We start from the raw sequence: 14,191 nt of genomic DNA, 5'->3' as shown, positions 1-14,191 counted from the left end.
CCCGATATCGCTCAAATCAGACCTTGCGCACGATCATCGTGCCGTTGGTACCGCCGAACCCGAAGGAGTTCGACAGCGCGACGTCGATCTTCATCTGCCGCGCCTGGTTGGCGCAGTAGTCCAGATCGCACTCGGGGTCCTGATTGAAGATGTTGATGGTGGGCGGAGCAACCTGGTTATAGACGGCCAGCGTCGTGAACACGGCTTCGATGCCGCCGGCGGCGCCCAGCAGGTGGCCCGTCATGGACTTGGTCGAGCTGACCACGATCTGCTTGGCGTGGTCGCCGAAGGCCAGCTTCAGGGCCTCGGTCTCGTTCTTGTCTCCCAGCGGCGTCGAGGTGCCGTGGGCATTGACGTAGTGGACCTCTTCCTTGTTGATCCCGCCGTTGCGCAGCGCGTTGACCATGCCGCGGCAAGGTCCTTCGCGGTCGGGCGCCGTGATGTGGTGGGCGTCGGAGCTCATGCCGTAGCCGGCGAATTCGCCATAGATGCGCGCGCCGCGCTTCTTGGCATGTTCGTATTCCTCGAGCACGAGCACGCCCGCGCCCTCGCCCAGCACGAAGCCGTCGCGATCGCGGTCCCAGGGACGCGACGCCGTCTTGGGATCGTCGTTGCGGGTGGACAGCGCCCGCATGGCGGCAAAGCCGCCGATACCCAGCGGCGACACGGTGGACTCGGCGCCGCCGGCCAGCATGACGTCGGCATCGCCGTACTCGATCAGGCGCGCGGCGTCACCGATGCTGTGCAGGCCGGTGGTGCACGCCGACACCACGGCGTAGCTGGGTCCCTTCATGCCATAGCGTATCGACAGCTGGCCCGAGATCAGGTTGATCAGCGACGCCGGGACGAAATAAGGCGAAATGCGGCGCGCGCCGCGCTGCAGGTAATCGGCCTCGGTTTCCTCGATGCGGGGCAGGCCGCCGATACCCGAGCCGACGATGACGCCGACGCGTTCGGCGTTGGCATCGGTGATTTCAAGCCCGCTGTCCTTCAAGGCCTGCACGCCGGCCGCGATGCCATAATGGATGAAGGTATCCATCTGGCGCACTTCCTTGGCGGGCACGAACTGGCTTGCGTCGAATCCTTTGACTTCACCGGCGATATGGCAGTTGAAATCGGTGGGGTCGAAGCGGGTGATGCGGTCTATGCCTGAACGGCCGTTGACGATGTTGTCCCATGCGGAGGCGATGTCATTGCCCACAGGGGAAACGATACCGAGACCGGTGATGACGACGCGTCGCTTCACTGACTACTCCTCAAGTGCGCGGAGAAAAAGCGAATCCGGCAGCTGCCCTCCCGCCGTTGGCTCCGGCAAGGTCGCGCATGGCCGCGCCGAACTTAAAAAACGAAGGCGGCCGATGAGCCGCCCGCGTCATCGCACGAAAACGATTTACTTCTTGATGTGCGCGCCAACGTAGTCGATGGCTTGCTGCACGGTCGTGATCTTCTCGGCTTCCTCGTCGGGAATCTCGGTCTCGAACTCGTCTTCGAGCGCCATGACGAGTTCCACCATATCGAGCGAATCGGCACCGAGGTCGTCGACAAAAGAAGATTCGTTCTTGATCTCGGCTTCGTTGACGCCGAGTTGCTCAGCGACGATCTTCTTGACGCGCTGTTCGATGCTATCCATGGAGATCCTCCAAAAGGGTCTATATCTAACTGAATTATAGCCAAGCTCGCCTGTCTAAAGCGGCCCGGCCGGACGAATGCATATCGCGGTTGCAATACGCGGAAATCAATTCATGTACATGCCGCCGTTGACGTGCAAGGTGGCACCGGTTACATATCCGGCCCCCGGCGAAGCCAGGAAGGCGACGCTGTGGGCGATGTCCTCGGGACGGCCCAGCCGGCCCAGCGGGATCTGTCCCAGCAAGGCACCGGTCTGCTCGTCCCCCAGGGCGCGGGTCATGTCGGTGTCGATGAAACCCGGCGCCACGCAGTTGACGGTGATGTTGCGACTGCCCAGCTCCCGCGCCAGCGCGCGGGTCATTCCGGCCACCCCGGCCTTGGCGGCGGCGTAGTTTGCCTGGCCGGCGTTGCCGCTGGCCCCCACCACCGAGGTCACGTTGATGATCCGGCCCCATTTGGCCTTCATCATCCCCCTCATGACGGCGCGGGACAGGCGGAACACCGCCGTCAGATTGGTGTCGATCACCGCCGACCAATCCTCGTCCTTCATGCGCATCGCGAGTGTATCTCGGGTGATGCCGGCGTTGTTGACCAAAATGTGCAGACCGCCGTCGGCCTTGCCGATCTCGTCCACCAGGGCGTCCACCGCCGCGGCGTCGTTCACCTGCAACACCACGCCGCGCCCCTTGGCGGGAAACCCGCTCAGCGCCTCGGTGATGGTGTCGGCGCCGGCCTGGGTCGTGGCGGTCCCGACCACCGTCGCACCCCGCGCGGCCAATTCCGCCGCGATCGCCTTGCCTATCCCCCGCGACGCGCCCGTCACCAGGGCGACCTTGCCTTGCAATTCCATGATTTTTCCTTATCTCATCCCGGCGCGCCCCAGCGCCCCGGACTTATCCATCCAACCCCGCCCCTTCTCCCGCTCTTGCCAGGATGCGGTGGATCCGGCTCCGCCGGTCCACCTGCATCGCCCCTTGGGGGGCGCGCGTCAGCGCCTAGGGGGAGCCCTAATTGGAGGCCACCGCCTCCAGGGCGGCTTGCAGCGACGCCTGGTCCGTCACGGCCAGCGCCGTCAGCTCGGGGGCGATGCGCTTGGTCAGGCCGGTCAGCACCTTGCCCGGGCCACACTCGACGACGTGGGTAATCCCCTGTGACTGCATCAGTTGTATGGTTTCCACCCATCGTACCGGATGCCAGGCCTGGCGGACCAGCGCGTCGGCGATCGCCGCCGGCTCGGTCGGCGCGGCCACGTCCACGTTGTTGAGCACCAGGATATGGGGGGACTGGATGTCGATGGCCTCCAGCGCCTTGGCCAGGGTCTGGGCGGCCGGCTGCATCAGGCTGGAGTGGAAAGGCGCCGAGACCGGCAAGGGCAGCGCGCGCTTGGCGCCCGCCTGCTTGGCGGCCTCGCAGGCGCGCTCCACGGCGGCCTTGCTGCCGGCGATCACGACCTGCGCCGGCGCATTGAAGTTCACGGGCTCGACCACCTCGCCCTGGGCCGCGGCGGCGCAGGCGGCACGCACCTGGTCGTCGGTCAGGCCCAGGATGGCCGCCATGCCGCCCTGCCCCACGGGCACCGCGGACTGCATGGCGTCGGCACGGATGCGGACCAGCCGCACGGCATCTTCCAGCGTCAGCGAGCCGGCGGCGACCAACGCCGCGTACTCGCCCAGGCTGTGCCCGGCGACCACGGCGGGAGCCGGCCCGCCCGCCGCCTGCCAGGCAGCATAGGCAGCCACGCCGGCGGTCAGCATGACCGGCTGGGTGTAGGTGGTCAGGTTCAGTCGTTCGGCCGGGCCGTTGGCCATCAGGCCGCCCAGGTCCTCGCACAGGGCGGCGCCGGCACGGGCCACGACGTCCGCCACCGAGGCGTTGCCCGCGAAGCCGTCGAGCATGCCGACCGACTGCGAACCCTGGCCGGGAAAGACGAATGCGATTTTAGTCATGGGTAAAGCCCCGCTTGTTCTGTTTTCCTACCGGACTCACATGCGCGCCAGCACGGCGCCCCATGTGAATCCGCCGCCCACGCCCTGCAGCATCACCAGGTCACCCCGCTTGACGCGGCCGTCGCGGCGGGCGGCGTCCAGGGCCAGCGGCACGCTGGCCGCCGAGGTGTTGGCGTGCAGGTCCACCGTGGACACCACGCGTTCGAGCGGGATGCCGAGGCGCTTGGCGGTGGCGTTGATGATGCGTACGTTGGCCTGGTGGGGAATGAGCCAGTCCAGCTCGGACAGCGGCACGCCCGCTTCCTCCATCACTTCCTGCGCCACGCGGTCGAGCACCGTGACGGCCTGCTTGAAGACCGCCTGCCCCTCCATCCGCAGGAAGGGATCGCCGGTCACCTCGCCATAGGCCACGTTCCCGGCGGCGCACAGGATCTTGGTCTGGCTGCCGTCGGCATGCAGCCTGGCGGCCATCACGCCCGGCTCGGGCGAGGCCTCGAGCACCACGGCGCCGGCACCGTCGCCGAACAGCACGCAGGTCGACCGGTCGTTCCAGTCGAGGATGCGCGAAAAGACCTCGGTGCCGATGACCAGGGCCTTGCGGGCCCGGCCGGCGCGCACGAAGCTGTCGGCGGTGGTCAGCGCGTAGATGAAGCCCGTGCAGACGGCCTGGACGTCGAAGGCGGCGGCGCGCGAGGCGCCGAGCCTGGCCTGGATCAGGCAGGCCGTGCTGGGAAAGACGAAGTCGGGTGTCGAGGTGGCGACGACGATGAGGTCGAGCTCCGCGGCGTCGACCCCGGCATCCTGCAGCGCGCGCCGCGCGGCCTCGGTACCCAGGTCGCTGGACGTGACGCCGCGCTCGGCGATGTGGCGCTGGCGGATGCCGGTGCGCTCGACGATCCAGGCGTCGGACGTCTCGACGCCGCGCTGGGCCAGTTCGGCCGCCAGTTCGTCATTGCTGACCACGCGCTCGGGCAGGCAACTGCCCGAACCGACGATTCTCGACCATGCCGCGGGAGCCGGGCTGCTGGACGGATGCGCCGCTGTTGCACTCATGCAATATCTCCGTGCGAGGACGGCTCGAGGCCGGCCTCATGCTCGGCCCCGCCGGCCGGCACGCTCGTGATCTGCGCGATGGTTTGCGCAGTCCGGCCGAGCAAGCCGCTTTCGACCGCGTCGTAGGCGTCCTGCAGGGCCCATTCGAACGCGTAGGTGTCGGCGGAACCATGGCTCTTGATGACGACGCCGCGCAGCCCCAGCAGTGCCGCTCCGTTGTAGCGGCGCGGATCCACGCGCTGGCGGAAGCGGTTCAGCACCGGCGTGGCGATGGCGCCCATCAACAGCGTGAACAGGTTTCTCTTGAACTCTTCCTTGATGAAGACGCCCAGCATCTTGGCCAGGCCCTCGGAAGACTTGAGCACGATGTTACCAACAAAGCCATCGCAGACAACCACGTCCACGGTGCCCTTGAAGATATCGTTGCCCTCGACGTTGCCGTGGAAGTTCAGCGCGCTGCCGCGCAGCAGCTCGGCGGCCTGCTTGACCACGTCGTTGCCCTTGATCGCTTCCTCGCCGATGTTGAGCAGGCCCACGGTGGGCCGCTCGCGATGGCCGACGCTGGAAACCAGCGCCGAACCCATGATGGCGAACTGCAGCAGGTGCTCGGCCGTGCAATCGACGTTGGCGCCCAGGTCCAGGATGACGGTCATGCCGCCCGACTGGTTGGGTATGGCCTTGGCGATGGCGGGACGATCGATGCCATCGAGCGTCTTGAGCACATAGCGGGAAATGGCCATCCATGCGCCGGTATTGCCCGCCGAGACGCAGGCGTCGGCCTGGCCGTCGCGCACGAGTTCGGCGGCGATGCGCATGGAGGAATCTTTCTTGCGGCGCAGCGCGACCTCGACCTTGTCGTCCATGGTGACGACTTCGGTAGCAGGCACGATGCGCAGCCTCTCCCGCTGGGCGGAAGAGGCCTTGGCCTGCGCCAGACGGGCTTCGACCTGGTCGGCCAGGCCGACCAGCAGCAGCTCGACACCGGGATGGCGGTCGGCGAACGCCAGGGCAGCAGGAATCGTCACGGGCAGGCCGAAATCGCCTCCCATGCAATCGATCGCGATACGGATCATAGCCATGGACGCAGAAACGCCTGCCCGCGCGCGCGGCGGCTGCCCGGATCGCTACAGACGCAAGCTGTATCGGTCATCGGCAAACCTGGTTCGGCGGGACAGACAAGACCGGAAAAACCATTCCGCAAGTGCCCAGGGGAGGAACGCCGACCTTGCGGCCTCGCGGCGTCCGCATTCCACCCCTGAGTAAACGACCCCAGTGCAAGGGACTGCCCAGGGCCGTTCGGTATCACTCGTCGTTCTTGGTCTTGAGGACTTTGCGACCGCGATAGATGCCGTTGGGGCTGATGTGGTGACGCAGGTGCGTCTCGCCCGTGGTCGGTTCGACCGCAACGGGGGGATTGGTCAGGAAATCGTGGGCGCGGTGCATGCCACGCTTGGAAGGCGACTTTTTGTTTTGCTGAACGGCCATGTGACTGGACTCCTAGGAACGGCGCGCATTGTAAGCCAGATGCCTACGCGTGACCGCCGCGAGTTCTAAAACCTGCTTTCTCGAATGATGACGGCGGTCTGCGCAGGCTTGCCCGAAACGCCGTCCAAAAACCCAAACTACTACGAAAACGCTTACAACGATCGCTTACTTGTCCGCATCGCGCCGGACGCGAAGCCCGAGGCCCCAATCCGGTTCGCTGCGACTATACACAAAATATGTCGCTTATTTGCCGACATCGCCCGTCGAGCCTTTCAGCCCGGCCAGCACCGCGAACGGCGACGGCTTTTTCTCGGGCGCATCGCCCGAGGATCCGCCCCCGCCGTCGGGACAGACGTCGTGCCGAGGGACGTACGGCACGCTCAGGATCAGCTCGTCCTCGACCTGCTCGAACAGATCGAAGCGACGCGACCCCAGCACTTTCTCGAAATCCTGCCCCGAACCGAGCTCTTCCAGGTCGGACTCGTCGAACGAGTCCGGGTCGTCGAGCTCGGCCTCGGTTTCGACCAGCTGCAGCGCGACCTCGGATTCGATGGGCATCGCCAGCGGCCCCAGGCAACGCTGGCACTGCACGGTCAGGACCGTTTCGACAGCGAGCCGGATCAGGGGTTCGCCCAGCGGACCGCGGTCGGCCTGGGCCGACCAGCGCACTACCGCGGAAGGATCCTGCTCGGGCAAGCCGTCCAGCAACCGGACGAAACGCGCGAGCGGCGCGCTGCCTTCGAGCGACCGCCCGAGCCGAACGAACTCGAACGCATCGATGTGGCGCACCGCGCCGGGTTCGCTGGACTCTTTCACGACCTGCCGCCTTGCATGTTTTTCCCTTGGTGGAAAAGAAGCTCGGGAAAACGTTGGATAATAGCGTGAAAACCCGAAAAGAGTCAAACAAGTCAAACACTTATCCCACCATGGCAAGCTCCGAAACCACGGCGCGGTCCCTGATCCTCGCCTCGACCTCCCCCTACCGCCGCGAGCTGCTCGAACGGCTGAGGCTTCCCTTCTCCGTAGCCGCGCCCGGCGTGGACGAAACACCGGTTCCGGGCGAAGCGCCCGAGGACCTGGCCCTGCGACTGGCCCTGGCCAAGGCCCGCGCCGTGAGCCAGGCCCGTCCGGGCGCCCTGGTGATCGGTTCGGACCAGGTCGCGACGGTGGACGGGGCCCCCATCGGCAAGCCCGGCGGCTTCGAGCAGGCGCTCGCGCAATTGCAGGCCATGCGCGGCCGCACGGTTTTCTTCCACACCGCCGTGGCCGTGGATGACGGCCGGCGGCCGGCGACCGCCGTCGTAAGCACGCGATGCATGTTGCGCGAACTGTCCGACCGGGCGCTGCGCGCCTACCTGCACGCCGAGCGCCCCTACGACACGGCCGGCAGCGCCAAGGCCGAGGCGCTGGGCATCGCGCTCATGGAGCGCATAGAAAGCGACGACCCCACCGCCCTGATCGGCCTGCCGCTGATCGCCCTGACCCGGCTGCTGGCCGGCTTCGGCATGGACCCGCTGGACGCGCTCGAGGAGCCCCGGGCATGAAATCCTCCGGCATCCTGCACCTGGTCCCCGTCTCGCTGGGCGACGCGCCGCCCGAGCGCTGGCTGCCCGCCGAGGCCCGTGCCCTGGCCGGCCGGCTGGACACCTACATCGCCGAGAATGCCAAGACCGCGCGCGCTTTCCTGAAGGCCATCGGCACCGTGCGGCCCATCCAGGAAATCACCATCCACACCCTGGATGCCCGTACCGACGACCGCGACATCGCCGCCTGGCTCAAGCCCATCGCGGCGGGCGGCGAAATCGGACTGGTCTCAGAGGCCGGCTGCCCGGCGGTGGCCGACCCCGGCGCGCGCGTGGCCCGCGCCGCGCATGCCATGGGCATACGCGTGCAGCCGTGGGTGGGCCCCTCCTCCATCCTGCTCGGCCTGATGGCCAGCGGCCTGGACGGCCAGCGCTTCGCCTTCCACGGCTACGCGCCGGTCGACGCGGGCGAGCGTGCTCGCCAGTTGCGAGAGTGGGAGCAAACCTCGGCGCGGCACAACCAGACCCAGCTCCTGATCGAGACGCCCTATCGCAACGGCGCCATGTTCGCGACGATGCTGGCCACGCTGCGGCCGGCGACCCTGCTGTGCGTCGCCCGCTCGCTCACCACGGATCGCGAATGGGTGCGCACGAACAGCGTCGCGGACTGGAAGCGCCTGCCGCCGCCCGACCTGGACAAGCAGCCCACGCTGTTCCTGTTCCTGGCCAAGGGCTGACCAGGCACTGCATCACATGCGATAAACGGATAACCAAGCACGAAAGAAATCGTTGGGCGGCCAGCCTTCCGTCTCTAGCATCCTTGGACATGAACGACCGGCATGCGGGAGAAGGCGCTCTTCTCCCGCTGCGGTCCCCCGCACTCCGGCCCACGGCCGGTTCCAGGAGAGACGAACATGGCGGTACGCGATTTGCACCCCCTGCCCGGCATCGAAGCCTCGGTCCGGCACGATGCCGATGTGCTGATCATAGGAGGCGGCCCGGCCGGCACGTGGGCCGCCGTCAGCGCGGCCGCACGCGGCGCGCGCGCGCTGCTGGCGGACAAGGGATACTGCGGCACCTCCGGCGCGACCGCGCCCTCCGGCACCGGGGTATGGCACGTCCCGCGCGACACCGCCGCGCGCGAGAAGGCCAAGGCCAGCCGACTGGAAATGGGCGGCTTCCTGGCCGAGCACGCCTGGATGGACCGCGTGCTGGAACAGACGTGGAACAACATCGAGACACTGACGGAATGGGGCTACCCCTTTCCGCAGGACGAACACGGCCAGTTGCACCGGACCTCGCTGCAGGGCCCGGACTACATGCGGCTGATGCGCAAGGCGGCCAAGCAGGCGGGCGCGCGCATCCTCGACCACAGCCCGGTGCTGGAGCTGCTGGTGGACGAGCACGGCACGGTCTGCGGCGCCTTCGGCATCAACCGCCAGACGGGTTCGACGTGGGTGGCCCGCGCCGGCGCGGTGGTGCTGGCCACGGGCGGCTGCGCCTTCCTGAGCCGCGCGCTGGGCTGCAACGTCCTGACCGGCGACGGCTACCTGCTCGGAGCCGAAGCCGGGGCCGAGCTGTCGGGCATGGAGTTCTCCAACGCCTATGGACTGGGCCCGGCCTTCGCGTCGGTCACCAAGTCCCTGTTCTACAACTGGGCGACCTTCTACGACCGCGATGGACAACGCATCGAGGGGGCGGGCTCGTCGCGCGGACGCGGCGTCATCGCCAGGACGCTGGCGACCCAGCCCGTCTACGCCTGCCTGGACCGCGCCGACGCATCCATCCGCGCCTGGATGCGCACCGCCCAGCCCAACTTCTTCGTCCCCTTCGACCGGCAGGGCATCGATCCCTTCACCCAGCACTTCCCGGTCACGCTGCGCCTGGAAGGCACGGTGCGCGGCACCGGCGGCCTGCATGTGGTCGACGATGACTGCGCCACGACGGTGGCCGGGCTGTATGCCGCGGGCGACGCCGCCACGCGCGAGCTGATCTGCGGAGCCTTCACCGGCGGAGGCAGCCACAACGCCGCATGGGCCATGTCCTCGGGTTTCTGGGCCGGTGCCGGCGCCGCCCGGTTCGCCCGCGAGGCGCGCGCCTTCGGCCATCGCAACGTCCATCGCGCCGGCGTCGCCGGGCTGGGCGGCAACCCGTCCGCCCCGTGGGACGCGGACGCGGTCATCCGCGCGGTGCAGGCCGAGGTGTTTCCCACCGAACGCAACTGGACGCGCAGCGGACCGCTGCTGGAGGACTCGCTGCGACGGCTGGATGCACTATGGGCCCGCGTGCGCCACGGACGCCCCGCGGGCACGGGCACGCAGTGGGTGCGCGCCCGCGAGGCGGCGGCCATGCTGGCAACCTCGCGCTGGATGTATCGCAGCGCCCTGCGACGCACCGAAACGCGCGGCATGCACCGGCGCGCCGAGCACGCGGCCGTCGACCCCGCCCAGCACCATCGGCTGGTCAGCGGCGGATTGGACGAGGTCTGGGTGCGCACGCAGGCCGTCTCGACGCCCGCGACCCCGGGCGCCTACACGGGCAAGGTGGCGGCATGATCGAGATCGTCAGCGCCGAACGCTGCACCGCCTGCAACATCTGCGTGCACGCCTGCCCCACGAACGTCTTCGATCTCGTTCCCGGCGGCCCGCCGCGCATCGCGCGGCAATCCGATTGCCAGACCTGCTTCATGTGCGAGCTCTACTGCCCGGTGGACGCGCTGTACGTGGCGCCGTCGGCCGACGCCGCGCAGGCGGTCGAGGAAGCCGCGGCGCAACCCTTGATGGGCAGCTACCGTGCCGCGATCGGCTGGGGCGCCGGGCGCACGGCGACGGCACGGCGCGACAGCAGCTTCGAGCTGTTGATTCGCGCGCATTGATAGAGCCCCCCTACGCGCTTGCGCGCGCCCTGCACGGGTGAGCCCCCAGCCGCTACGCGGCAGCCCCCCCCACAGGGGGCCGGGGCCCGCCCTGGGGCGGCCCGGCGCCGGGCCCCGTGGGGGCGGCACCGGCGGAGCCGGATCCGCTGTGCCCTGGCAACGGCTGGGGGCATCGTCATTTTCAACAAGGATAGGAATATGCGGTTCATTCGTTATGCGGCGGCGGCGGTGGTGTCGGGATTGGTGGCGGCGGGCGCGCAGGCGCAGGGCTGGCCGGAGCAGGTGCGGTTCGGCGGGTTCGGACAGGGATTCGGCAAGCCCTATGGGCTGGCGGTGCTGGCGATCGCCCAGGGCAAGGGATTCATCGCCGATGAATTCAAGGGCACGCCGGTCAAGCTGAGCTTCGAGTACTTCACGGGCACGGGGCCGGCGATCAACGAGGCCATCGCCAACAAGCGGCTGGATTTCGCCCAGTACGGCTCGCTGCCCAACATCGTCGGCCGCGCCAACGGGCTGCCCACGCGCATCGTGGCCTCGTACGGCTACACCACCATCTTCGGCGTGGCCCGGCCCGACCTGCCGGTCAGGTCGTTCAAGGACCTCAAGGGCAAGCGGGTGGCCGTGGCCAAGGGCACGGTGCTCCACTGGGCCTTCCTGAAGGCCCTGGAGGGAAACGGCCTGACCCTCAAGGACGTGACCCTGCTCGACCTGGCCACCGCAGACCAGTTGGCGGCGCTCACGGCAGGCAGCGTGGACGCGGTGATCGGTTCGAGCGTGCTGCTGTCGCTGCGCGACAAGGGACTGGCCAAGGTGTTCTACAGCTCGCACGACATCGGCCCCAAGGCAGCCGGCTTCGGCGCGATCACGGTGACGGAATCGTTCGAGCAGCGCTACCCCGAGGCCACGCAGCGCGTGGTGCGCGGGCTGGTGCGCGCGGCGGAGTGGCTGGGCCATGAGGAGAACCGCGAGGAAGCCCTGCAGATCTGGACCCGCTCCGGCGTGCCCTACCCGGCACTGCGCGACGAATATGCGGGCGTGGCGCTCAAGGACGTATTCAATCCGCGCATCGACGAATTCTTCATCTCCCAGTACCGCGACGCCATCGCCTTCAGCCGGGAACAGAAACTGATCCGCTCGGGCATCGACCTGCAGCAATGGTTCCTGCCCCGGTACGTCGACCAGGCGCTCGACCAACTCGGCCTGCAGCGAACCTGGCCACGGCGTGACGCCAGCGGCAAGCCGCTGGAAGGCTGAGCGGAGCGACAGCCATGGCTTCCCATACCGACGCCCGCCTGGACGCGATCGCCGTCCCCGCCTCCACGCCTCGCCCTCGCCCTTCGCGGGCCTGGCGCGCCGCGCTGCTTCCCCTGCTGCTGCCGGCCTTGGCGCTGTGCGCCTGGCAACTGGCCGCCTCGCAGGGCTGGATGGCACCACAGATCCTGCCGGCGCCGGAACAGGTATGGGCCAGCTTCGTGGAACTGCTGGAGAACGGCGACATCGCCGCGAACTTCGCCGTCAGCCTGCACCGCATCGGCATGGGTTTCCTGCTGGGCGCCGCGCTGGGCCTGGCCACCGGCATCGCGCTGGGGGTCTCGAACACCGCGCGCGACTATCTCGACCCGCTGCTGCGCGCGCTGTTCGCCATTCCGTCCATCGGCTGGATACCCATCCTGATCCTGGTCTTCGGCATCGCCGAGACGCTGAAGATCCTGATCATCGCCAAGGCGGTCTTCGTGCCCATCGTCATCAATACCGCCCAGGGCATACGCGACATCCCCAAGACCCACCTCGAAACCGCGCGGGTGCTGCGCCTGCGGCCCTGGACCCGCTTCATCCGGGTGATCGCGCCCGCCAGCCTGGGCCCGGTCTTCAGCGGCGTGCGGCTGGGTCTGGGCCACGCGTTCATCGCCCTGATCGTCGTCGAGATGCTGGCCGCCACCGAGGGCATCGGCTACATGATGGTGTGGGGCCGCAAGCAGTTCCAGACCGACATCGTGATCGTCGGCATGATCGTGGTGGGGCTGGCGGGCTTCGCGCTGGATCGCGCCCTGCTGGCCATCGAGCAGATCCTGAACCGCAAGGTGCCGCCCCATGGCTGATACCGCCTGGCAAGGGCCGCTGGCCGCCCTCTCGCGCATTCCACCCCGCGTGCGGCGCGGCGCCGTCCTGCCCGCCGCCCTGGTGCTGGCGTGGCTGGCCGTGGTCGATACCGGCTTCGCGAGGACTCCGCTGCTGGTTCCGCTGCACCAGGTGCTGTCGGCGCCGTTCGTGGATCCGGACGGCCGGCAGATCTGGACCGCGCTGGCCGCCAGCCTGGCGCGGGCCACGGCCGGCATCGCGCTGGGCGCGTCCGCCGGCGTCGCGCTGGGTGTCGCCCTGGGACTGTCGCGCCCGCTCCAGCGCGGAATCGCTCCCACGCTGCACGGGCTGCGCCAGATCGCCCTGTTCGCATGGATTCCGCTGCTGACCGCCTGGTTCGGCACGGGCGAGATCGCCAAGGTGGTCTTCATCTCGCTGTCGGCCTTCTTTCCCGCCTTCCTGAACACCGAGCAGGGCGTGCGGGCGATCGCGCCCGCCTACTGGGAAACCGCGGCGGTGCTGCGGCTGCGGCCGTGGCGCCGAGTGACGAAGATGGTCCTGCCCGCCGCGCTGCCCGCCATCCTGATCGGCCTGGAAATCGCGCTGCTGACTGCCTGGATAGGCACGGTGGGAGCCGAGTACGCGATCGGCGTCGGCCGCGGCCTGGGTTCGTTCCTGGTGGCGGCGCGGGAACTGTTCCGCATGGACCTGGTGCTGGCCGGGGTCGTCGCGCTGGCGCTGGTGGGCTATGCCTGCAACCGGGCCTCGCGCCATGTCTTTTCACGCATCATCACCTGGCGGGACCGCTAATGACGACATCTTCCCCTTCCCTGGCCCGGCCCGGATCCTACGCGCTGTCCCTGCGCCGGGTGGGCAAGCAATACACCGTGGACGACCAGCCGCTGCCGGTCCTGGAGCGCATCAACCTGGACCTGCGGCACGGCGAATTCCTGAGCATCGTGGGTGCGTCCGGCTGCGGCAAGTCGACGCTGCTGCGCCTGGTGGCCGGCCTGGACGCGGCATTCGAGGGCGAGATCCTGATCGACGGCCGGCCCATCGCCGGACCGGGCATCGAACGCGGCATGGTGTTCCAGGACCACCGTCTCTTCCCCTGGCTGAGCATCGCGGACAACGTCGCGCTGGGACTCGACAGCCTGGATCTCGATCCGCGCGACCGCGACCGGCGCGTGGCGGCGATGCTGGAACTGGTGGGGCTGTCCGCCTTCGCCAAGGCCCATCCCCACCAGCTTTCGGGCGGCATGGCCCAGCGCGCGGCAATCGCCCGCGCATTGGTGTCGGAACCGGAGATACTGCTGATGGACGAGCCCTTCGGCGCCCTGGACTCGCTGACGCGTGTCCACCTGCAGGAGGAGTTGCTGCGCATCTGGTCGCAGCGGCGGGTGACGGTGATCGTGGTGACCCACGACGTGGAGGAAGCCGTCTACCTGAGCGACACGGTGGCGGTCATGGCGCCCCGCCCCGGCCGCGTCGTCGGCGCGACCCGGATCGACCTGCCGCGCCCTCGCGATCGCGCCGATCCGCGCTTCGGCGACATCCGGCGCGCCATCCTGGGACAGTTGCGGCGCTGAGGCCGCCGCGCA

16 protein-coding genes are annotated in these 14,191 nt (G+C 68.5%); 8 read left to right on the top strand and 8 right to left on the bottom strand.

Features of this window, described 5'->3' with window-relative positions; genetic code table 11:
- Positions 1 to 16: 16 nt before the first annotated feature.
- The 8 genes from fabF to N5K27_RS06080 form a co-directional block, all read right to left on the bottom strand.
- Positions 17 to 1,246, bottom strand: a complete 1,230-nt coding sequence (gene fabF / locus N5K27_RS06115; protein WP_087840538.1) for a beta-ketoacyl-ACP synthase II — start codon at positions 1,244 to 1,246, stop codon at positions 17 to 19.
- 144 nt (positions 1,247 to 1,390) lie between these two features.
- Positions 1,391 to 1,630 carry an acyl carrier protein gene (acpP, locus tag N5K27_RS06110; protein WP_087779058.1) on the bottom strand — a complete coding sequence of 80 codons (240 nt, stop codon included), beginning with the start codon at positions 1,628 to 1,630 and terminating at the stop codon, positions 1,391 to 1,393.
- Between the two features lie 105 nt (positions 1,631 to 1,735).
- Positions 1,736 to 2,479 carry a 3-oxoacyl-ACP reductase FabG gene (fabG, locus tag N5K27_RS06105; protein WP_087840536.1) on the bottom strand — a complete coding sequence of 248 codons (744 nt, stop codon included), beginning with the start codon at positions 2,477 to 2,479 and terminating at the stop codon, positions 1,736 to 1,738.
- A 157-nt stretch (positions 2,480 to 2,636) separates the two neighbouring features.
- A complete protein-coding gene (fabD, locus tag N5K27_RS06100) occupies positions 2,637 to 3,575 on the bottom strand; it encodes an ACP S-malonyltransferase (protein WP_279815227.1) in 939 nt (312 codons plus the stop codon).
- A gap of 36 nt (positions 3,576 to 3,611) precedes the next feature.
- Positions 3,612 to 4,628 (bottom strand): beta-ketoacyl-ACP synthase III, encoded by a 1,017-nt coding sequence (locus tag N5K27_RS06095; RefSeq protein WP_087840532.1) that lies wholly within the window; start codon positions 4,626 to 4,628, stop codon positions 3,612 to 3,614.
- Entirely contained in the window at positions 4,625 to 5,701 is a 1,077-nt protein-coding gene (gene plsX, locus N5K27_RS06090; protein ID WP_279815347.1) for a phosphate acyltransferase PlsX, read from the bottom strand. The genes N5K27_RS06095 and plsX overlap by 4 nt, the downstream gene beginning before the upstream one ends.
- Before the next feature lie 229 nt (positions 5,702 to 5,930).
- Positions 5,931 to 6,113, bottom strand: coding sequence for a 50S ribosomal protein L32 (gene rpmF / locus N5K27_RS06085; RefSeq protein ID WP_087840528.1), 183 nt, complete (start codon positions 6,111 to 6,113; stop codon positions 5,931 to 5,933).
- A gap of 243 nt (positions 6,114 to 6,356) precedes the next feature.
- The gene (locus N5K27_RS06080; protein WP_087840526.1) at positions 6,357 to 6,929 is read right to left on the bottom strand and encodes a DUF177 domain-containing protein; all 573 of its coding nucleotides are present in this window, start codon (positions 6,927 to 6,929) and stop codon (positions 6,357 to 6,359) included.
- A gap of 110 nt (positions 6,930 to 7,039) precedes the next feature.
- On the opposite strand from N5K27_RS06080, the gene N5K27_RS06075 reads away from it, so the two are divergent.
- From N5K27_RS06075 to N5K27_RS06040, 8 genes are all read left to right on the top strand, one after another.
- Complete coding sequence (locus N5K27_RS06075; protein WP_087840524.1) at positions 7,040 to 7,657, top strand: Maf family nucleotide pyrophosphatase; 618 nt, start codon at positions 7,040 to 7,042, stop codon at positions 7,655 to 7,657.
- Positions 7,654 to 8,373 (top strand): SAM-dependent methyltransferase, encoded by a 720-nt coding sequence (locus tag N5K27_RS06070; protein WP_279815221.1) that lies wholly within the window; start codon positions 7,654 to 7,656, stop codon positions 8,371 to 8,373. The genes N5K27_RS06075 and N5K27_RS06070 overlap by 4 nt, the downstream gene beginning before the upstream one ends.
- Positions 8,374 to 8,550: 177 nt before the next feature.
- Positions 8,551 to 10,191 (top strand): FAD-binding protein, encoded by a 1,641-nt coding sequence (locus N5K27_RS06065; protein ID WP_087840519.1) that lies wholly within the window; start codon positions 8,551 to 8,553, stop codon positions 10,189 to 10,191.
- Positions 10,188 to 10,511, top strand: coding sequence for a ferredoxin family protein (locus tag N5K27_RS06060; protein WP_087840517.1), 324 nt, complete (start codon positions 10,188 to 10,190; stop codon positions 10,509 to 10,511). Before N5K27_RS06065 ends, N5K27_RS06060 begins: the two co-directional genes overlap by 4 nt.
- 198 nt (positions 10,512 to 10,709) lie before the next feature.
- Positions 10,710 to 11,765 (top strand): ABC transporter substrate-binding protein, encoded by a 1,056-nt coding sequence (locus N5K27_RS06055; protein WP_279815219.1) that lies wholly within the window; start codon positions 10,710 to 10,712, stop codon positions 11,763 to 11,765.
- Between the two features lie 14 nt (positions 11,766 to 11,779).
- Positions 11,780 to 12,610: an ABC transporter permease gene (locus tag N5K27_RS06050; RefSeq protein WP_087840514.1), complete on the top strand. Its 831-nt coding sequence runs from the start codon at positions 11,780 to 11,782 to the stop codon at positions 12,608 to 12,610.
- A complete protein-coding gene (locus tag N5K27_RS06045; protein WP_087840512.1) occupies positions 12,603 to 13,400 on the top strand; it encodes an ABC transporter permease in 798 nt (265 codons plus the stop codon). The genes N5K27_RS06050 and N5K27_RS06045 overlap by 8 nt, the downstream gene beginning before the upstream one ends.
- On the top strand, positions 13,400 to 14,179 hold the full coding sequence (locus N5K27_RS06040) for an ABC transporter ATP-binding protein (protein WP_087840510.1): 780 nt from the start codon (positions 13,400 to 13,402) through the stop codon (positions 14,177 to 14,179). The genes N5K27_RS06045 and N5K27_RS06040 overlap by 1 nt, the downstream gene beginning before the upstream one ends.
- The last annotated feature ends 12 nt before the right edge of the window (positions 14,180 to 14,191 follow it).

It is taken from the genome of Pigmentiphaga sp. GD03639, assembly GCF_029845405.1.
Taxonomy (GTDB): domain Bacteria; phylum Pseudomonadota; class Gammaproteobacteria; order Burkholderiales; family Burkholderiaceae_B; genus Pigmentiphaga; species Pigmentiphaga daeguensis.
The sequence above is the reverse complement of the archived record's forward strand: the minus strand, read 5'-3'. Positions and strand labels throughout refer to the sequence as shown.